This window comes from Arthrobacter sp. R4-81 (assembly GCF_054792365.1).
This window is the reverse complement of the sequence record NZ_CP096445.1, coordinates 3,270,795-3,289,801: the sequence shown is the minus strand read 5'-3', so window position 1 is coordinate 3,289,801 and position 19,007 is coordinate 3,270,795. Positions and strand designations below refer to the sequence as shown.

Annotated in this window: 15 protein-coding genes; 7 read left to right on the top strand and 8 right to left on the bottom strand. The window is 63.3% G+C overall.

Annotation, left to right across the window (positions count from 1 at the left end):
* Positions 1-55: 55 nt before the first annotated feature.
* Positions 56-1,471 carry an NAD(P)H-quinone dehydrogenase gene (locus M1E05_RS15225; RefSeq protein WP_461163431.1) on the top strand — a complete coding sequence of 472 codons (1,416 nt, stop codon included), beginning with the start codon at positions 56-58 and terminating at the stop codon, positions 1,469-1,471.
* A 12-nt stretch (positions 1,472-1,483) separates the two neighbouring features.
* Here M1E05_RS15225 and M1E05_RS15220 read toward each other — a convergent pair whose 3' ends face one another.
* Complete coding sequence (locus tag M1E05_RS15220; protein WP_461163430.1) at positions 1,484-3,265, bottom strand: N-acetylglutaminylglutamine amidotransferase; 1,782 nt, start codon at positions 3,263-3,265, stop codon at positions 1,484-1,486.
* A gap of 297 nt (positions 3,266-3,562) precedes the next feature.
* On the opposite strand from M1E05_RS15220, the gene M1E05_RS15215 reads away from it, so the two are divergent.
* The 5 genes from M1E05_RS15215 to M1E05_RS15195 all read left to right on the top strand — a co-directional run bounded on the left by M1E05_RS15215 (position 3,563) and on the right by M1E05_RS15195 (position 6,224).
* On the top strand, positions 3,563-4,369 hold the full coding sequence (locus M1E05_RS15215) for a carbon-nitrogen hydrolase family protein (protein ID WP_461163429.1): 807 nt from the start codon (positions 3,563-3,565) through the stop codon (positions 4,367-4,369).
* A 146-nt stretch (positions 4,370-4,515) separates the two neighbouring features.
* Entirely contained in the window at positions 4,516-5,349 is an 834-nt protein-coding gene (locus M1E05_RS15210) for a gamma-glutamyl-gamma-aminobutyrate hydrolase family protein (RefSeq protein WP_461163428.1), read from the top strand.
* A gap of 16 nt (positions 5,350-5,365) precedes the next feature.
* Complete coding sequence (locus tag M1E05_RS15205; protein WP_461165261.1) at positions 5,366-5,530, top strand: GNAT family N-acetyltransferase; 165 nt, start codon at positions 5,366-5,368, stop codon at positions 5,528-5,530.
* Positions 5,490-5,774 (top strand): hypothetical protein, encoded by a 285-nt coding sequence (locus M1E05_RS15200; protein WP_461163427.1) that lies wholly within the window; start codon positions 5,490-5,492, stop codon positions 5,772-5,774. The genes M1E05_RS15205 and M1E05_RS15200 overlap by 41 nt, the downstream gene beginning before the upstream one ends.
* A gap of 72 nt (positions 5,775-5,846) precedes the next feature.
* Positions 5,847-6,224, top strand: a complete 378-nt coding sequence (locus M1E05_RS15195; RefSeq protein WP_458113706.1) for a DUF7793 family protein — start codon at positions 5,847-5,849, stop codon at positions 6,222-6,224.
* Between the two features lie 438 nt (positions 6,225-6,662).
* On the opposite strand, the gene M1E05_RS15190 is transcribed toward M1E05_RS15195, so the two are convergent.
* The 5 genes from M1E05_RS15190 to M1E05_RS15170 all read right to left on the bottom strand — a co-directional run bounded on the left by M1E05_RS15190 (position 6,663) and on the right by M1E05_RS15170 (position 14,453).
* A complete protein-coding gene (locus tag M1E05_RS15190; protein ID WP_458113707.1) occupies positions 6,663-7,028 on the bottom strand; it encodes a LuxR family transcriptional regulator in 366 nt (121 codons plus the stop codon).
* A gap of 253 nt (positions 7,029-7,281) precedes the next feature.
* Complete coding sequence (locus M1E05_RS15185) at positions 7,282-8,964, bottom strand: HNH endonuclease signature motif containing protein (protein ID WP_461163426.1); 1,683 nt, start codon at positions 8,962-8,964, stop codon at positions 7,282-7,284.
* 197 nt (positions 8,965-9,161) lie between these two features.
* Positions 9,162-10,778 (bottom strand): FAD-dependent oxidoreductase, encoded by a 1,617-nt coding sequence (locus tag M1E05_RS15180; RefSeq protein ID WP_461163425.1) that lies wholly within the window; start codon positions 10,776-10,778, stop codon positions 9,162-9,164.
* Entirely contained in the window at positions 10,775-12,976 is a 2,202-nt protein-coding gene (locus tag M1E05_RS15175; RefSeq protein ID WP_461163424.1) for a molybdopterin oxidoreductase family protein, read from the bottom strand. Before M1E05_RS15175 ends, M1E05_RS15180 begins: the two co-directional genes overlap by 4 nt.
* A 1-nt stretch (position 12,977) precedes the next feature.
* On the bottom strand, positions 12,978-14,453 hold the full coding sequence (locus M1E05_RS15170) for an MFS transporter (RefSeq protein WP_461163423.1): 1,476 nt from the start codon (positions 14,451-14,453) through the stop codon (positions 12,978-12,980).
* A gap of 289 nt (positions 14,454-14,742) precedes the next feature.
* Here M1E05_RS15170 and M1E05_RS15165 point away from each other — a divergent pair, with 289 nt between their 5' ends.
* On the top strand, positions 14,743-16,155 hold the full coding sequence (locus M1E05_RS15165) for an MFS transporter (protein ID WP_458113712.1): 1,413 nt from the start codon (positions 14,743-14,745) through the stop codon (positions 16,153-16,155).
* A 155-nt stretch (positions 16,156-16,310) separates the two neighbouring features.
* Here the strand turns inward: M1E05_RS15165 and M1E05_RS15160 are convergent, their stop codons facing one another.
* A complete protein-coding gene (locus M1E05_RS15160) occupies positions 16,311-17,042 on the bottom strand; it encodes a glutamine amidotransferase (protein WP_461163422.1) in 732 nt (243 codons plus the stop codon).
* 33 nt (positions 17,043-17,075) lie between these two features.
* A complete protein-coding gene (locus M1E05_RS15155) occupies positions 17,076-18,842 on the bottom strand; it encodes an acetyl/propionyl/methylcrotonyl-CoA carboxylase subunit alpha (protein ID WP_461163421.1) in 1,767 nt (588 codons plus the stop codon).
* Positions 18,843-19,007 lie beyond the last annotated feature (165 nt).

Genomic DNA, 19,007 nt, shown 5'->3' with positions numbered 1-19,007 from the left:
CCGGAAAGCGCCCGGTATTGGTTGTGCAGGGAGGGATAGGCGAGAATGGATGATTGTGACTACGCATCCTGATTTCAGCGCCCCCCGTATCGCAATCCTGGGTGGAGGTCCCGGCGGCTATGAGGCCGCCATGGTGGCCGCGTCGCTGGGCGCGAAGGTCACCATCATCGAGCGGGCCGGCCTTGGCGGATCGGCTGTACTGACCGACGTCGTGCCTTCCAAGACCCTGATCGCGACGGCGGACCTCATGACCCGGGTCGGTGAGGCGGGGGAGCTGGGCGTCAAGTTCGACGTCGACGGCGGGGATTTTGTGCCAGTCATGAGGGCGGACCTCAAGCACATCAACGATCGTCTCCTGAACCTGGCCCGGCAGCAGTCGGCCGACATCCTGAAGGGCCTGGAACTTCAGGGCGTTCGCATCCTGATGGGCTCCGGGAAACTGGTGGACAACCACACCATCGAGGTCCTCACCGCGGAGGGTACCGAAAGAGTTGAGGCGGACGCCGTCCTGCTTGCTGTGGGCGCCCACCCGCGCGAGCTCCCCACAGCCCGGCCCGACGGCGTACGTATCCTGACTTGGACGCAGATCTACAATCTGGACGAACTGCCGGAGGAACTGATCGTGGTGGGATCCGGCGTCACTGGCGCTGAATTCGCGTCCGCCTATAACGGCCTGGGCTCACATGTGACCCTGATCTCAAGCCGGGACCGGGTGCTTCCCGGATCCGATACAGATGCCGCCCAGGTCCTTGAAGAGGTCTTTGAGCGCCGGGGAGTCAGGGTGCTGTCCCGTTCAAGGGCGGAGACTGTCGAACGTACGGACGACGGCGTCGTGGTCACCCTCAGCGACGGCTCCAAAGTGACCGGCAGCCATTGCCTGGTTTGCGTCGGGTCCATCCCGAACACCGCCGGCGTCGGCCTCGAGGAAGCAGGTGTGGCGCTTACGGAGAGCGGGCACATCAAGGTGGACGGCGTCTCCCGCACCTCGGCCCCCAACATCTACGCCGCCGGGGACTGCACCGGGGTCCTGCCGCTGGCATCTGTGGCCGCTATGCAAGGCCGGATCGCCATCGCGCACTTCCTGGGCGACAGCGTGACCCCGGTCAAACTGCACCAGGTAGCATCCAACATCTTCACTTCCCCGGAAATCGCCTCTGTGGGCGTTAGCGAAGAGGAAGTGGAATCCGGCAAGTACCAGGGCGATGTCATCAAACTCTCGCTGAGAAGCAACGCCCGCGCCAAGATGCGCAACCACAAGGACGGGTTCGTAAAAATCATCGCCCGCAAGGGCTCGGGAACGGTGATCGGGGGAGTGGTTGTGGGCCCCAACGCGTCGGAGCTGATTTTCCCCATCGCCATTGCGGTCAAGCAGAAACTGCACGTCGACGACGTCGCCAGCACCTTTACGGTATACCCGTCACTGAGCGGATCCATCTCCGAGGCTGCACGGCGCCTGCACGTCCACATGTAGTTTGTGGCAGCTTCACCCGACATTGTGCTGCTGCAGCCACATCTCCAGCACTGCCAGTTGCCACAGGGTATTGCTTCCCGCCGGTGAGTATTGGCCGTTCGGGCTGCGCAGGAGCGACTCAATGTAGTCGGACCGGAAGAGTCCCCGCTGCTTTGCCTCGGGAGCGTGGAGCGCATCCTCCACCATGGTGATGAACGGCTCCTCCAGATAGCGCAATGCCGGGACCGGGAAATAACCCTTGGGCCTGTCGATGACCGCTGGGGGCAGGAGCTTGCGGCTCAATTCCTTCAGCACCCATTTGCCTTCGCCTCCGGCCTTGAATTCGGGCGGGCAGGAGGCCGCAAGCGCAACGAGGTCCTGATCCAGGAACGGTACGCGGGCTTCGAGGCCCCACGCCATAGTCATGTTGTCCACGCGCTTGACGGGATCATCAGGCATCAGGACGTGCGTGTCCAGGCGGAGGAGTGCGTCCACTGCTGTTTCAGCTCCCGGGCGGGCTAGTTCTGACTGCAGCTTCCAACGGCTGACATCCGCACCACAGAACCATTCCGGCTCAAGGACTTCCGCCATCTGGGCATGCCTGCGATCCGCAAACGCGGCGGTGAAGGTGTCCAGGGCAGCGTCCCGTTCAACTGTCAGGGCCGGCTGGTGGTAAGCATAGCCGCCAAAAACTTCGTCCGCGCCCTGGCCGGACTGGACCACCTTGAGGTGCTCGGACACAACCTTGGAGAGCAGGAAGAATGCAGTGACGTCGTGGCTGGCCATGGGTTCGGACATTGCATCCAGAGCATCCCCGATCGCGGGGGCAAATTCGGCTGTGGGAATGTGCAGCCGGTGGTGGTCTGTGCCGAATTCACGGGCGATGAGGTCTGAGTACATGAACTCGTCGCCGGATTCCTCTCCGGCCCCATCAAAACCAATGCTGAAGGTGCTGAGTCCCGGCTGGCCCGCTTCCGCCAGCAGGGCCACCAGGAGGCTCGAATCAAGACCCCCGGAAAGGAGGACTCCGACCGGAACGTCGGCCACCAGCCGGCGCTCGACGGCGGTGCGCAACGACGCATGCAGGGCTTCCTGCCAGTCCTCCGCGGTCCAATCGATCCGCTGTGGGTCCCGCACATACGCCGGTTTCCAGTAGACCCGGTCCCGGTGGCCGCCGTCTGCATTGATGATCCTTACCGTGGCGGGAGGCAGCTTGCTGACGCCGCGCAGAATGGTTCGCGGAGCCGGAACTATGGAGTGCCAGCTCAAATAGTGATGGAGCGCCACCTCGTCAATTGACGTGTCGACGCCGCCGCCGGCAACCAACGCCGGTAAGGTCGATGCGAACCGGATCCTGCCTCCAGCCTCGGCAAAATACAAGGGTTTGATGCCGAGGCGGTCCCTCGCGAAGACCACCAGGTTCCGCTTAGAGTCCACGAGGGCCACCGCAAACATCCCCACAAGATGGTGAACGAAGTCTTCCCCCCAGCGGTGGTATGCCTTGAGGATCACCTCCGTATCGCTGGTGGAGTTGAAGCGGTAGTAGGGCGCAAGTTCGCGGCGCAGTGCGTGGTGGTTGTAGATGCAGCCGTTAAACACAAGGGCCAGCCCCAGGTCCTCGTCGACCATGGGCTGGGCGCCGCCATCGGAGAGGTCGATGATGCTGAGCCGGCGGTGCCCCAAAGCCACCCAACCTTCACGCCAGATTCCCTGACCGTCCGGCCCCCGGGACTCCATCGCTGCCGCCATCTTTCTGACTGGGTCGACGCCGGCCCTCACCCCGCCGAAGGCCAGTTCGCCAGCTATCCCGCACATCGAAAACTTCCTCACCTCAAGTGTTGAAGGTACTCAACACACCAGGTTCCGGCAGCTCCCCCCGGGGCTCCGGGGTCGATCCCAGGGGGACCAACGCCAGTTATTTTTATACTAAGCATGCTTATTTCTTCCCTTAACCTTGAACTGCCGGGTTGGGCCCGTCAAGTTTAAATTGAAAAATCCAGTCACTTGTTGGCAGTCATTTGCTGGTAAGAGCCGGACTCATCTCCGGAAATTTGCCGGTACCCATCCTGACTGCAAGGGTGGGACGATGTGAGGTGAGAAAAAGGAGACAGAATGCGTGTAGCAGCCGGGCAGTTCACAGCGGGCAAGGATCCAGCCGCCAACCTTGAGACCATCACCGGGCTAATGGAGCAGGCCGCGGCAGGGGGAGCTGAATTGCTCCTGCTACCTGAGCTCAGCCTCTACGGCTCTCCTGAATCTGCCGCCGTTCTGGCCTCCGTGGCTGAGGGACTGGAAGGTCCCTTCATCAGCGGCATTGCAGCCGTTTCCAAGAAGCTGGCCCTGCCCGTGGTTGTTGGAACCATTGAGGCAAACCCCGCCGGATTACCGTACAACACGCTGGTTGCTGTGGACGCTGACGGCAACATCGCGGGCACCTACCGGAAGATCCACCTGTACGACGCCTTTGGCTACAGGGAGAGCGAGGGCATAGCGCCAGGGGATATCAGTGATCCCTTCCTTTTGACGTTCGGGGATCTCCGGCTCGGTGCCTTCACCTGCTACGACCTCCGCTTTCCCGAGAGTGCGCGCCGCCTCATTGATGCAGGAGCCAACGTACTTCTGATCCCTGCCATGTGGGTTCCCGGCCCGGGGAAGGAAGACCACTGGAATACCCTCATCCGAGCCCGCGCCATAGAAAACACGGCCTATGTTGTGGCGGCCAACCAAACGGCGCCGTTGGGCACCGGATACTCCATGATCGTGGACCCAGCAGGGGTGGTCCTCGCTAATGCAGGGGAAGCGCCTGGGGTGATCTTCGCAGACGTCGCGCCGGAACGGCTCCAGTCAGTGCGGCAACGGGTGCCCTCCCTGGCTAACCGGCGGTTCACCGTTGTTCCGCTGAACGTCCCTCATCCCTAGACTGGCCTGTCCCTCTTTCCTCACGGAATGACCCCTTCCGCTGCTGCTCTCCGGCCCATTTGATACCCAATGGTGACGGTTACGAAACATGGAATAAACAAACCGCTCGTAGCCTTGCTTATGGATGCATGTGGAAGGACAGGGAAATGAGCGCACCGGAAACAACCGTTCGGCCGTTAATTGGGCTGACCACCTATCTGGAGGAGGCTGGCACCGATGGCTGCGGCCGCGTAAGTTCTGCCTTCCTGCCCGAAGCGTATTTCGCTCCTCTCCTGGCTGCCGGTGCCATTCCTGTTCTGCTGCCTCCCCAGCCGGTCCTCGCGGGAGTGGTGGAGCAATTGGTGAGCACCCTGGATGGTCTCCTGGTGCCCGGAGGATGGGACGTTGACCCTGCACGGTACGGCCAGGAAGCCCACCCGGCGACAGATTCCCCACGACGGGCCCGGGACGAATGGGAACTGGCACTGATCCTTGAAGCGATCCGGCAAGATGTTCCACTCTTGACCATCTGCAGGGGCGAGCAGTTGCTGAACGTGGCTCTCGGTGGGACGCTCCATCAGCACCTCCCTGACGTTGTGGGCGACGGCGTTTACCAGCTTGGCGGGCATAAGTTCAATAGCATTCAGGTGGAGGTCAAAGCTGATTCCCTCCTGAACCGTCTGCTCGGCCAAGACTCCGTCACCGTCCCTGTCTCCCACCACCAGGCTGTTGACAGGCTGGGGGAGGGGCTCATCGCTGCGGCCTGGAGTGAGGACCAGATTGTTGAGGCGATTGAACATCCAGGCCAGAGCTTCTGCCTGGGTGTGCAATGGCATCCTGAACAGCTGCCGGAAGAGGAAACGCTGTTCCGGACCTTTGTTGCTGCGGCCCGCGAGCACAAAGTGGCAAAGGTTTTGCATGCGTCCCCGGCTCCGGTCAACATCGTGCAGGCAGGCATCGAAGCTTCTCCCCAGCTCTCGGACGGCTTGGCCGCGATCTAACGGCTAGTCTGACGGGATACTGCACCGGTTCCGGCGAGCAGGTGGCCTATGCCCGGACAATAACGGATGGCGCTACTTTCGCTATCTGTGTGACCTGTACGTAGACCGGTCGGTACGGGGTACCGGAGTGGCCACAGCGCTTGTCGACGCACGGTGTCATGCGGGCGGACGGGTCCCTTGAATCCGGCGATGTCATCATCCTGGCCACCGGGTTCCTGCCCGATGTCTCCTTCCTCCCCGTAGCGGCACTGGATGCATCCGGGATCCCGCTGCACACCAGGGGCGTTTCCACCACCGTCCCAGCCCTCAGCTATGTCGGGCTCGAGCGCCAACGGATGTTCGCCTCCGCCACACTGCGCGGCGTTGGGCCCGACGCAAGGCACGTCCTTGACGCCCTCGATACGGTCGGGGACTGTGTTCAGTGAAGCAGGGATGGAGCATGCAGCTCATCTGGATGGCTAAGATCGTGGATAACTCAGTCAAGCAAGGAGTCAAAAGTGAAGCCCACTTCCAACGACAGCGAGAAGGCCACGTTGGAACTTCTTGAGAACGGCATAGTGTGTCTGACGTGGCAGCGCCAGGTCAGCCTTGAAGTGGCCGACGTTACTGCTGCGATGGCCAGCTTGGACTACTTTTGCCAAGGACTTCCTCACCCGTTGCTTGTCGACATGGGCGGCACTACGAGTGTCAGCCACGACGCCCGTGCAGCATTTTCACTTCCTTCTGTCGCATCCCGGATTGCACTGCTTGGTTCGACTCCAGTTGACCGGGTCATTGCCAACTTCCGCCGCGCCGACTCTTTTCCATGCCCCACGCTCTTCTTCACGGACCGGGCTGAGGCCGTGAATTGGCTCCTCCAGGATTCAACAGCCTGATTGCGTGATCTGCTCCCGCGGGTGGGGGGAGAAGTGCGGCTGTAAGAATGGAGAATGCCCGTAGCCTTCCGATTCGAAGCTTGACTGAAGACCCGGCTAACGTTCTCGACCGTCGGCGATTGCCGGCTGTTCTGCCACCGGTGGCCCAGGTTCCGGACAGGGGCCTCGATCTGAGCTTTCTGCGTGTGGAATCGATGCATGGTTTTTTCACCTACCTTGAGAGGAACCCGAGCCTGTCGCGCCAGGACATCCCTTTCCATGAGATGTCCCATGGTGAATCGTTTCTCGAGCTGGGCAGTCGATCGCTTCCAAGGGCGCTGACTCTGGGTGCTCGACGAACCGGCTCCAGAACGATACCTACGTCAGCTGTAGACCCGGGCCCTTCCTCCTCGCGCCGTCTCATTCACTGATGGCTACTTTCCGCTACCTCAGCTCCGCCTAAACGATTGTGGTGTCCTTACGCCTGCGCCGCCAGATAACAACCACGATCAACAGGACCAGGAGGATGGCCCCGATCACGATCGGCGCCAGGTCCAGCCGCGCGTCTTCTGCCTGCTGCGTTTCACCCGTTCCTGGATTGCCGAAGCCGGTGGGCGTGCCTTCCGACGGCGTCGCGACTCCGGTGGGGGCTGGAGTCACGCCTGTGGGTGCATCCGTTGGTGTTGGAGACGTGGTCTGGGCCTGGACGGCTCCCGGTGCTGAGATGGCCCCTGCGGCGATTGCCGCATGCGCCGGCCCTGCCAGCAGGAGCGAAACCCCCAGAGAAGCCAGAACGACGGCTGTGCGAATGAAATTCCTGGACATTGGTCCTCCTCGTAGTGTTGTCAGCTCGGCTAGAGATCCGCGGAGCGGTTGTCCTTTCTTTGTCAGAGCTCCCGACAGAATGGTCAGCTTGCTTACCATTCTGTCGGGATGGTGCCGGAAATTTCTAGTCCCCTAGGCAATGCTGGTGTTTCGCTTTAACAGTGCCTGGAGCGAAACGACAATGATTCCGGGTGAAACGGCCAGGACGTGCCCTTGGCAAACTCTTTCGGGGGAGCCATCCGCAGCGGGGTGTTCAGGCAGCCGACAGCCACCAATCATCCGTTTCCACCGCGGGCAATAGTTGCCATTCCGGGAATGGGTCCACGGGCATAGGTAGGGCCGGATCCGGATCAAGGTCCATGGGCATAGCTAGATCCTGAGCCTGAGCCTGAGCCTGAGCCTGATGCTGATTCAGATCCAAATCCGGGTTGGGCGCGGGTAGGCCGGTGTGGTCGGGCCAGGTGGGTGGTTGCCAGTCTTGTTGTTCGCTGGGGTACTGCCTGCCTGAGGGCGCGGTCCAGCCGGGTGTTTGGTTTGCGGTGGCTTGGGTTGGCGTCCAAGAGGTGCTGTGTTTGAGGTGGTGGTGTTTCCGGCAGGGTTGGCCAAGGTTGGTGATGCCGGTGGTGCCGCCGTCGGCCCAGGCCAGGAGGTGATCGGCTTCGTTGTCGAGGGAGTGGTTGTGGCAGCCGGGGAAGGGGCACTTCGCATCGCGCAGACGCAGCCATTGGCGCATGGATTTGGGGATCCGGTAACTGGTGCGGCCGATTTCCAGCGGCGCCCCGTCGCGGGGATCGATCAGGACACGGTGGAAGGAATCGGCCCCGTCGGCGACGAGGTCCCGGGCCACGGACGCCGGTATAGGTCCGTACCCGTCCAGCATTGCCGGTTCGTCGGTGGCGCCAAGCAGTGAGAGGACAGGAACGGTGACCAGCACCTGGGCCCGGGGAGAGGGAACGCCCACCGGGCCGCCGCCCACACCCATGCCAAAGCCAGCCCCGTCAATGTCCGCGGGGCCCGGGCTGCGGGTATCGCTGTTGGCCCCTGTGTTGTTCAGGAGCCAGGTGGCGGCGATGTCGGCGCGGAGTTGGGTGAGGGTCCGGCGCTCGGTGGGACCCTGCAGGGCTCTGGCGGCGGTGGTGGTCCGGTCCCAGATCCCGGCGGCTGTCGCGGCTGGCAGGTAGGCCGAGAGCCATGCCATGCCGTCGTGGTCCGGGGTGTATTCCAGCCGCCGGTCCAGGGCGCTCTTGCGGTGACGGGTCTCGATGCTGTCGGGGTGGTGGCGTTCGCGCCAGGTCCGGGCTTTGGTGCGGAACCGGGACGGGACCAGCTCACCGATGTGGCATCCGCGCGCAGCGTCGGGTGAGTCAGGATCAAGGAAGTGTGTTTCCAGTGCGGAAGTCCCGGCCGGGTCCAGGTTGCCGGTTTCATCACACATGATGCGGGCGTGCTGCCACGAAATCGACCCGTGCTGGAGTGCCGTGAGGGTGAGCGGCAGCCCGGTGGTCAGGTGCCGGGCATGGTCCAGGAGCGCCGCGGCGGTACGCTCGCTCACTGTGAGGACGCAGGCGAGCTCTGCAATGGTGGACATTTCCTGCACGGTCGCGTCCCGGGCGGTAACAGAAGGGGAGGCGATTGCCTCCGCGGCCTCGACGTACTTGCCCACCAGGTGTACCTTCAGCGCCGCGGCCTTGGCTTCGAACCGGGCGACCTCGGCCAAGGCGTCCAGGCAGGCATCGAGCTGGCGCCGCAGGGGATCGGAGTCCTGGCCGTAATCAGCATCAGGGCCATCAGCTCCGCCACGGAAATCCGGTCCAATGATGCGCCCAAGAATGGCAACGGATGCAGCAACAGCAGCCAGGGCCTCGGCAGCCTCGAGCCCGCCGGGGGACTCTAAAGCCTCCCCGGTCCCAGCTGTCCACGCCCCCGTGCCTTCCATAGAAAAAGCATCTCAGTCGGGTCTGACATTTAACGACCCCTACGAATGGACCAGACCTACACCCGACCCAGTATCCCAGCCAGGGCCGCCAACTGGTTTTCACTTTCCAGGCCCGCCATGTTGCCGCCGACATCGATGAGAAGACTGACCGAGTCAGGCCTTCCCCCGTATTCGCCCTCAGGCTTCAGCTAATTACCTCAGGCGGCTGCTGCCGCCTGGAAGTGTTTTTCGATGATCTCCCTGATGTCCGAGTGGCAGCCACCGCAACCTGTTCCAGCACGCGTAGAGCCAGACACCTCTGCCACCGTGGAGCAACCGTCCTCGACGGCGTCCTGGATCTTGGTCCCGCTGACACCCGCGCAGCGGCAGACGGTACGTGCGGGGTCGTTGTTTGCTGCGGCAGCCAGGTGATCAGGACCATCGAGGCGCAACATGAGGGACCGGTCGGCCGGGAGTTCGTCGCCGCGCTCGAACAGCTGTACCAGTTCGGCAGCCGTCCGTGGCATCCCCACCGAAACAAGACCCTCGAGAACGCCTCCACGCGTGGTCATCTTCACGTACCGGCCATGTTCAGGATCTGCCCATTGCGCAATTTGCCGCCGGGGACGTCCAGTGACGGCACCGGACGTGAGTACTTCTTCATCCCAGGGCTCCGCTGAGTTATCCCCGGCCACGGCCATATTCAGTCCGCGGGCCTTCAGGATCACGACGCCTGGCTTCTCAGCAGGCAGTTCAGGCAATGCATTCGCCAAGAGGTGGGCACCGGTGTCCCTCAGGTCGGCGGAAACACCGTCGGGCAGGATGCCTTCCGCCGAATCTTCGGCCAGCAGTGTCAGGTACTCAGCGAGCCATTCCGCCTGCCGCCAGCCTGGTCCGATCAGGCCGGAGGGCCCACCGGCATTCCGGCACTCAACGCATGAAGAATCGGGGCATCGCACCTCGGCGCAGTCACCGATCGCGAAGATGTGCTGTTCGTGGTGGGCACGCAGCTTGTGGTCCACCAGGATGCCCACACCGGTCGACAGCCCGCAGCCTTCGGCCAGTTCAGTCCTGGGCCTGACGCCGCATGAGAGCACCAGCAGGTCACCGTCAATGGCCGAGCCGTCGTCCAGCAACAGTGCGGAGAAAGCACCGTCGGGACCGTTGTGTTCGATCCCCGTGGACCTGGCATTTGCGGCCATCCGCACGCCGCAGGAACGCAGGCCTGCGGCAAGGACAGCGCCGCCGCCCCGATCAATGTTGCGGCCCAAGGGGTGGGGCCCGTTGTGGACCACCGTCACGGTGGCGCCTTCCTCTGCAGCGGCCAAGGCTGTCTCAAGGCCCAGGACACCGCCGCCGAGCACCACAACACGCTTGCCTCCGGAAACAGCTTCCAGGAGCACATTGGCATCGCGAAGATCGCGGAGGGCCGTAACGCCTGTTGGTAGGACAGGAGCGGACGGATCAGGGTTAAGCCCTGTCAGGTTTGGGATGACAGGCCGGGAACCAGTGGCAAACACCAGCCGGTCGTAGCCCGGGGAGGTACCGTCGGTAAGGACCACCTGCTGCCTTGCGCGGTCCACGCGACGCACCCGCGTCCCCAGGCGGACATCGACACCCTCGGCAATAAGGCTGGCAGCATCAGCAAGAGCCAAAGCACTGGCGGTTGTCCGCCCGACGCCCAGATCGGCCACCATTACACGGTTGTACGCGGCGTCGTCCTCTTCGCCCACAACGGTAACGTGCGCGAGGCCGCTGCGGACTGCAGGTAACAATTCATCGATCAGCCGGGCAGCGACCGGGCCGAAACCAACTACAACAATGCGCTCGCTCATGAGGCCTCCGTCGTCTGAAGAACAGTGGTCTGAAGTACGTTTTTGGCCAGTTGGACCCATACCTTGTTGAACTTGAACTCCGGCATCCCCGAAATGGGGTCGGTGGCGGCTTCCGTCAGGCGGTTGGCGCTCTCGAGCTCCGGAAAGTGGAAAGGTAGGAAGACCGTTTCGGGCCGGATTGCGGCGCTCAGCTCCGCCCTGCAGACGACTTCGCCGCGTTCGTTGGCGACCGAGACAAACGCACCGTCGGTGATGCCCATGGCGGCTGCAGCGGCGGGGTGGATCTGCATTTTTGCCTCCGGCTGGGAGGCCATGAGCTCCGAGACCCGCCGGGTCTGGGCGCCGGACTGGTAGTGCTCCAGCAACCGCCCGGTGATGAGGGTCATGGTCTTGGCGTCCGGGTCCGGATTTACGGCGGGGGTACGACGACGGCGGGGCGTCACCGGTGTCATGACCGCCTTGCCGTCGGCGTGGGCGAATGCTTCCAGGAACAATCGGGGTGTTCCGGTGCTGCCCGCCGGGTAGGGCCAGTAGGCAGCCTCGCCGCGGTCCAGCATGGCGTAATCGATGCCTGAGTAGTCGGCCAGTCCGCCTGCCGAGGCAAGGCGCAGCTCCTCGAACACAGTCTCCGGATCTTCGCTGTACGTGGACGGAGCGTCCAGTGCCTCAGCAAGCCGCGCCATGATCCAGAGCTCGCTGCGGGCCCCCTCCGGCGGCTGCAGGGCACGACGCCGGCGCAGGACGCGTCCTTCAAGGTTGGTCAGCGTGCCTTCCTCCTCGGCCCACTGCAGCACGGGCAGTACGAGGTCGGCTTCGGCTGCTGTCTCTGACATAAAGAAGTCGCACACCACCATGAAGTCGAGGCTGCGGATTCCTTCGATCACGGAACCCGCATCGGGGGATGCCACGGCGATATTGGAGGCGTGAACAATAAGGCACCGGACGCCGTCGGGCTTTCCCAGCGATTTCAGGAGCTGGACAGCGGGCAGGCCCGGACCCGGGATGAGGGATTCAGGGACACCCCAGACTCCGGCAACATGAGCGCGGGCGGCGGGGTCGGTGATCTTCCGGTAGCCGGGCAACTGATCGGCCTTCTGGCCATGTTCGCGGCCGCCCTGGCCATTGCCTTGACCGGTGAGCGTGCCATAGCCGCTGCGGGTGGAGCCGGGCAGACCCAGGAGCAGGCTCAGGTTGATGGCGGCCGTGGCAGTGTCCGTTCCGTCCACGTGTTGTTCCACGCCCCGCCCGGTGAGGATGTAGGAGCCGCCCTTCCGTGCGCCGTCGGCCAGCCGCCGTGCGGTCTCGCGGATGAGCTCGGCCGGCACGCCGGTAAGGGACTGAACGCGTTCGGGCCAGAAGGCATTGACGCTGCGGACCAGGGCGTCGTAGCCGCTGGTGCGTGCCTGGATGTAGTCGTTGTCCACGAGGCCCTCGTGAATCACCACGTGGGACAAGCCGAGCAGCAAGGTGAGATCGGTGCCCGGCAGGGGCTGCAGGTGGAGCCCGCCGCCGTCGCTGGTAAAGGCAGCCGTGGCGGACCGGCGCGGATCCACCACAATGAACCCGCCGGCGTCGCGCGCGCCCTGAAGGTGCTGCACGAAGGGAGGCATGGCCTCGGCCACGTTGGAGCCGAGCATCAGTATGGTGCTTGCGCCGTCCAGGTCTTCCAGCGGAAACGGGAGTCCACGGTCAACGCCGAACGCGCGCATCCCGGCGGCAGCAGCGGAAGACATGCAGAACCGGCCGTTGTAATCGATCCGCGAGGTGCGCAAGGCCAGCCGGGCGAACTTGCCCAGCATGTAGGCCTTTTCGTTGGTGAGCCCTCCTCCGCCGAAAACTCCGACGGCGTCCGCACCGTAGCGGGCCTGGGTTTCCTTTACTGCGGAGGTGATGAGTTTCAGGGCCTCGTCCCAATCGATGGGGCGGTGGACGCCGTCGGAACCTTTGAGCAGCGGTTCCGTGACACGGCCCGGGTGGGTCAGCAGCGAAGCGGAGGTCCAGCCCTTGCGGCACAAGCCGCCGCGGTTGGTGGGGAAATCCCGACCACTCACTTCAAGGGGCGGGGCTTCAAGAACGGGTAGAGCCGTCACGGGGTCTGACCCCGGCTGTTTAGCCGGGGTCAGAGCCGCTGGGGACTTCAGCGTCATGGCGCACTGCAGGGCGCAGTAAGGGCAGTGCGTGTCGGCGCTTTTGGTCATGTTAGACGTGTCCCATCGCGTTCTGTTTGGCGGGGCGGATGTAGAAGGCCCAGCAGACCAGGAGCATTACAACGTACGCTCCGACGAATCCGTAGAACGCCGGGGTGTAGGAGCCGCTGGCGCTGTTGGAGGCGTTCAGGACCTGCGGGATAACAAAGCCACCGTAGGCCCCGATTGCGGAGACCAGGCCAAGCGAAGCGGAGGCGAGCTTGGCGGTGTGGACGCTGCTGGCACCGGCCTTGGCGGCCCGGCTGGAGGTGGCGAAGATGATCGGGATCATGCGGTACGTGGCGCCGTTACCGAAGCCGCTGGCCGTGAACAGCATCAGGAACAGCGCCAGGAACAGCCAGAAGTTCTTCAGCGGAAGCGTCCAGATCATAACGAGGGTGATGGCTGCCATGGCGCCAAAGGTGGTCACCGTCATCCGGGCGCCGCCCATGCGGTCCGCCATGCGTCCGCCGAAGGGGCGGGCCAGGGAACCAACCAGCGGACCCAGGAAGGCGAGCGACAGAGCGGCAGTTCCGACTGCGATGGAGGAGAAATCGGGGAAGTAGTCCTTGATGAGCTTGGGGAAAACACCGGCGAAGCCGATGAACGAGCCGAACGTTCCGATGTAGAGGAACGCCATGATCCACAGGTGCGGTTCCTTGAGCGCGGCCACCGATCCTGCGATGTCACCCTTGGCGCTGGTGAGGTTGTCCATGTACTTCCAGGCACCAAACGCGGCCAGCAGGATGAACGGAACCCACATCAGGCCTGCGACAGGCAAGTTCACCGTGCCGGCGGCCAGGAGCGTGATGGCGATGGGAACGGCAAGCTGTGCGACGGCGGCACCGAGGTTTCCGCCGGCCGCGTTCAGTCCCAGGGCCCAGCCCTTTTCACGTGCGGGGTAGAAGAAGGTGATGTTGGCCATGGAGCTCGCGAAGTTTCCGCCACCAAAACCGGCCAGCGCTGCGACGAGGAGCATCACACCGAAAGGGGTCTCCGGGTTGGAGACGCACATCGCAAGGCCAATGGAGGGAATCAGCAGGAGGAGGGCTGAGACGATGGTCCAGTTGCGGCCACCGAAGCGCGGGACCATAAAGGTGTACGGGATGCGGAGCGTTGCGCCGACGAGGCTTGGCATGGAGATCAGCCAGAAGATTTCGGACGTCGTGAAGGTAAAGCCTGCCGCGGGGAGCTGGACCACTACGATGGACCAGAGCTGCCAGACGACAAAGCCGAGGAACTCAGCGAAGATGGACCAGTTCAGGTTCCGCTTGGCGATGGAACGGCCTTTGGACTCCCACTGCTCCTTGTTCTCGGCATCCCAGCCGGCGATCCAACGGCCGGAACGGAATTCAAGGGCTGCCGCGTCTGTGGTGCGGGCGGAACCGGGCTGCGCGTCGGGGGACGTGGCAACAGATCCGTGCCACGGCTCGGCTTCAGTTTCAGGCGGAGTGCCGGCGCCGGATTCGGCGGTTCGGTCAACAGTCACGGTGTACCTCCTAAGGGGGATGTTGTACTCCCACGTTAGGGATTGCTCGTTTCGTCAAGCGTCGCCGTTTGTTAACGTGCTGTGACATTTGCCTATCGGGGTGTTTGTGACGGCGTGAGAATTCTGTCCGGGGCCGGGGAACTGCTGCCGGCGCCTGAGACAAAAGGCACAGTTCCGCATCATGGACCTTTCGTCCTATGTCCGGATTCCGGGAACTAATATCTAGGAATACGTATTCCACAGCCGGACGGCCTCGCACCCGCCGGATAACACTGACGAAAGCAGCTTCATGTCTTCCCCATCCACATCAACCGAAGCCGGGTCTTCACTCCCGGTGAACTCGCGCGGGCGCGTGATCGTCGCCAGCCTGATTGGCACCACCGTCGAGTTCTACGACTTCTACGTCTACGCCACGGCCGCCGTACTGGTCTTCCCCAGGCTGTTCTTCCCGGGCCAGAATGAAACCACCCAGCTGCTGAGCTCCTTCGCAGTGTTTGGCGTCGCCTTTATCGCCCGTCCGCTGGGATCCATCGTCTTCGGCCACTTCGGAGACAAGTTCGGCCGCAAGGGCACCCTGGTAGCCTCCCTGCTGACCATGGGAATTGCCACGTTCCTGATAGGTTGCCTTCCCACGGCACTGGTCCCGGGCTGGGGCTTCTGGGCTCCTGCCCTCCTGGTGGTCATGCGCTTCGCCCAGGGCCTCGCGCTCGGCGGCGAATGGAGCGGCGCAGCCCTCTTGGCCACGGAGAACGCCCCCGCCAACAAGCGGGCCATCTACGGGACGTTCCCGCAGCTGGGTGCGCCCATCGGCTTCATTATTGCCAACGTGATCTTCCTTGTAGCCAGCTACATCCTTTCCCCTGCCGACTTCGAAGCCTGGGGCTGGCGCGTCCCGTTCCTGCTGAGCGCCGTCATGGTGATCATCGGCCTTTACGTCCGCCTGAAGCTCATTGAAACTCCGGCTTTCACCAAGGTGCTCGAATCAAACGAAGTGGCCAAGCTGCCGCTTGCCCGGGTCTTCAAGACGAGCTGGCGCCCGCTCATCCTGGGCACGTTCATCATGCTTGCTACCTATGTGCTCTTCTACCTGATGACCACGTTCACGCTGACCTACGGCACGCGCCCAGCCACCCTGGACGCCGCCAAAGCAGCTGCGGAGAAGGCCGGCAAACCCATGACCGAGGCAGCAGCCGCGGCATTCGTTCCCGGACTGGGATTCACCCGCAACGACTTCCTCTGGATGCTGATTGCCGGCGTCGTGTTCTTCGGTATCTTCACCCTGGTCTCCGGACCGCTGGCCGAGAAGTACGGCCGCCGTAAAATGCTGCTGGCCGTGACCGGTGGAATCTTTGTCTTCGGCCTGCTGTTCGTCCCGCTGTTCAGCGGCGGCTTCGTGGGCACCATGGCACTGCTGGTCATCGGCTTCTCCCTGATGGGGCTCACGTTCGGGCCGATGGGTGCGCTCCTCCCGGAACTGTTCCCGACCAACGTCCGGTACACCGGCTCCGCCGTAAGCTACAACGTCTCCAGCATTCTTGGTGCGGCTGTGGCGCCGTTCATCGCCGTCGCCCTCTGGGAAGCTGCTGACGGCAGCCCTGTGCTCGTGGGAATCTACCTGACTGCCATGGCAGTCCTGACCCTGGTGGCGCTGTACCTGAGCAAGGAAACCCGGGACCTGGACTACGAGAACAACGTAGCCTGACGCTCCCGCCCAGTTACTAAAGGACTGCCCGGCGTGTTTGCTCAACACGCCGGGCATTCCTGTATCCGGGCAGAAGTAACCGGGCGGGAACGGCGACGTCGGGCGGCTGCTGGCAGCGGCGGCGTCGTCGGGCGGAAGTAACAGGCGGGGCGGTTTTACCGGCCGTACAGCTTCACGAAATTCCGGAGGATGGTCATGGGCTCGGTCACCGTGAACCGGCGGGCGTTCTCCATCAGTTCCTCGGCGGATTCCGGCGGGAAGTAGCCGGCATGGCGATAGATGTCGATGCGCGTGACCAGGCCGCCGACGTCGAGCTCCGGATGGAACTGCGTGGCGTACAGATTCTCCTTGATGCGGAACATCTGCATCGGGCAGGCGGGCGAGGTGGCCAGCAGGACAGCATGCGGGGGAAGCACAGTGCAGGCCTCCTTGTGCCCGGTGAACGCGGTGAAGGATTCCGGGAGTCCCTGCAGCACAGGATCAACCAGGCCCTCCGGCGTCAGTGTGATGGTGGTCCCGCCCAGCCCCTCGCCATAGGTCCTGTCGATCACCGCACCCTCATGCAGGCCGAGCGTACCCACGCCGTAGCACGCGCCAAGGAAGGGGAAGTCCTCCTCCACCACGCGGTCCAACAGGCGTGCCAGTTCACCTTCCACACGGTGCTGGACCTGGCTTTTGTGCTCCGGGGGATCGCTGGACGTGAACGGGCTTCCGCCGACGATGATGCCCGAATAGTCAGAGAGGTCCAGGGCAGGCAGAGGTCCGGCTTCCATCCGGATCCGCTTCAGCTGTTCCGGATCCAGCCTTCCATACCGGAGGTACGCCTGGTACTCGTCCTCGGCGGCAGCGTCCTCGGCCCGGGAGGCCAACAGCAAAAATGGCTTCACAGGCTAAGTGTGCACGCCGCGCGGGGCGGCAGACTAGTCTTCGATCGTCGCGATTATCGCACCAGCTGAAACTGTCTCCCCTTGGATTGCCGCAAGTCCGGTGATGGTTCCGGAACGGTGGGCAGTGAGTGGCTGTTCCATCTTCATCGCTTCGAGCACGACGACGAGATCACCTTCGACGACGACGTCGCCTTCGCTGACGGCCACCTTGACGATAGTGCCCTGCATGGGGGAGCTGAGAGCGTTGCCGCTCGCCGCTGCAGCAGCGCCACCGGAGCGGGAACGTTTCTTGGCCTTAGCGGGTTTTGTGCTTCCGGAGCCGCTGGCGACGCTGCCCAGGGATGCTGGCAGCACCACTTCCAGGCGCTTGCCGCCCACCTCGACGACAACCCGTTGCCGCTCTCCGGCCTCCTCGCCATCGGTGGACGCCCCGGCTCCGCCCCAAGCCGGAATGTTATTGACGAACCCTGTCTCGATCCACCGGGTGTGAACGCTGAAAGGGCCCTCTGCAGGAGCGAAAGCCGGGTCCGAAACCACTGCGAGGTCGAAGGGGATCACCGTGGGGATGCCCTCAACCACCATCTCTTCAAGTGCGCGGCGGGAACGCTGGAGGGCCTGTTCCCGGCTGGCCCCCGTGACGATGAGTTTGGAAAGCATGGAGTCGAAGTTGCCGCTGATGACGTCGCCTTGTTCCACACCGGAGTCGATGCGGATACCGGGACCAGTGGGATTCTTCAGGGTAGTGATGGTGCCCGGCGCCGGCATGAAGTTCCGCCCCGGATCTTCTCCGGTAATGCGGAACTCGATCGAGTGCCCGCGGACCTCCGGGTCGTCATAGCCGAGCTTCTCGCCGCGGGCCAGACGGAACTGTTCGCGGACGAGGTCAATTCCAGTGACTTCCTCCGAAACACAGTGCTCCACCTGGAGGCGGGTATTTACTTCGAGGAAGGAGATGGTGCCATCCTGGCCCACCAGGAATTCGCAGGTTCCGGCTCCGAGATACCCGGCTTCCTTAAGGATGGCCTTGGAGGATTCGTAGAGCCGCTTGTTCTGCTCTTCCGTGAGGAACGGTGCAGGGGCTTCTTCCACAAGCTTCTGGTTGCGGCGCTGGAGCGAGCAATCCCGGGTTGATACCACCACCACATTGCCAAAGGCGTCAGCCAGGCATTGGGTCTCCACATGGCGGGGGGCGTCGAGGAAACGCTCAATGAAGCATTCTCCACGGCCAAAGGCGGCAGTGGCCTCACGGACAGCGGACTCAAACAGTTCCGGGATCTCTTCGCGGTTACGGGCCACCTTGATGCCGCGTCCACCGCCGCCAAAGGCTGCTTTGATTGCTACTGGAAGTCCGAACTTGTCCACGAATTCGAGGATCTCCTCGGCGGACTCCACCGGATCAGCCGTTCCCGGGACCTGCGGCGCACCCACTTTTTCGGCAATGTGACGGGCCTGGACCTTGTCGCCAAGGGCGGAGATTGCCTCGGGAGAGGGGCCGATCCAGGTGATTCCCGCTGCGATCACCTTTGCGGCGAACTGCGCGTTTTCGGCCAGAAAGCCGTAGCCGGGATGAATGGCGTCGGCACCGGAGCGCTGCGCTACCTCGATCAGCTTGTCCATCACGAGGTAGGACTCAGCCGCAGTGTTCCCGCCCAAGGCGTAGGCCTCGTCGGCGAGCCGGACGTGCAGCGCATCCCGGTCCGGGTCCGCATAGACGGCCACGGAGGTGATCCCTTCATCCCGCGCTGCGCGGATGATGCGCACTGCGATTTCGCCGCGGTTGGCGATAAGGACCTTGGTCATTGAGGCGGGAAGACTACGGGATGCGCTGTGGGACATGGTGGGGAAGGCTCCATTCTTTTCTCAGTGGAGCCTAGCGTGAATTTGAGGTTTCCCGCAGGAATCACGCGTTCGTCCGCAGGTATCAGCCGCAGAACTTGTAGGGTTGCTACAAATTGGCTGGTTTGT

Bases quoted from the DNA above. Each gene is read 5' to 3' on its own strand.
- M1E05_RS15220 (WP_461163430.1), bottom strand. From the start codon at position 3,265: ATGTGCGGGATAGCTGGCGAACTGGCCTTCGGCGGGGTGAGGGCCGGC.
- M1E05_RS15215 (WP_461163429.1), top strand. From the start codon at position 3,563: ATGCGTGTAGCAGCCGGGCAGTTCACAGCGGGCAAGGATCCAGCCGCC.
- M1E05_RS15210 (WP_461163428.1), top strand. From the start codon at position 4,516: ATGAGCGCACCGGAAACAACCGTTCGGCCGTTAATTGGGCTGACCACC.
- M1E05_RS15190 (WP_458113707.1), bottom strand. From the start codon at position 7,028: ATGTCCAGGAATTTCATTCGCACAGCCGTCGTTCTGGCTTCTCTGGGG.
- M1E05_RS15185 (WP_461163426.1), bottom strand. From the start codon at position 8,964: ATGGAAGGCACGGGGGCGTGGACAGCTGGGACCGGGGAGGCTTTAGAG.
- M1E05_RS15180 (WP_461163425.1), bottom strand. From the start codon at position 10,778: ATGAGCGAGCGCATTGTTGTAGTTGGTTTCGGCCCGGTCGCTGCCCGG.
- M1E05_RS15175 (WP_461163424.1), bottom strand. From the start codon at position 12,976: ATGACCAAAAGCGCCGACACGCACTGCCCTTACTGCGCCCTGCAGTGC.
- M1E05_RS15165 (WP_458113712.1), top strand. From the start codon at position 14,743: ATGTCTTCCCCATCCACATCAACCGAAGCCGGGTCTTCACTCCCGGTG.
- M1E05_RS15155 (WP_461163421.1), bottom strand. From the start codon at position 18,842: ATGACCAAGGTCCTTATCGCCAACCGCGGCGAAATCGCAGTGCGCATC.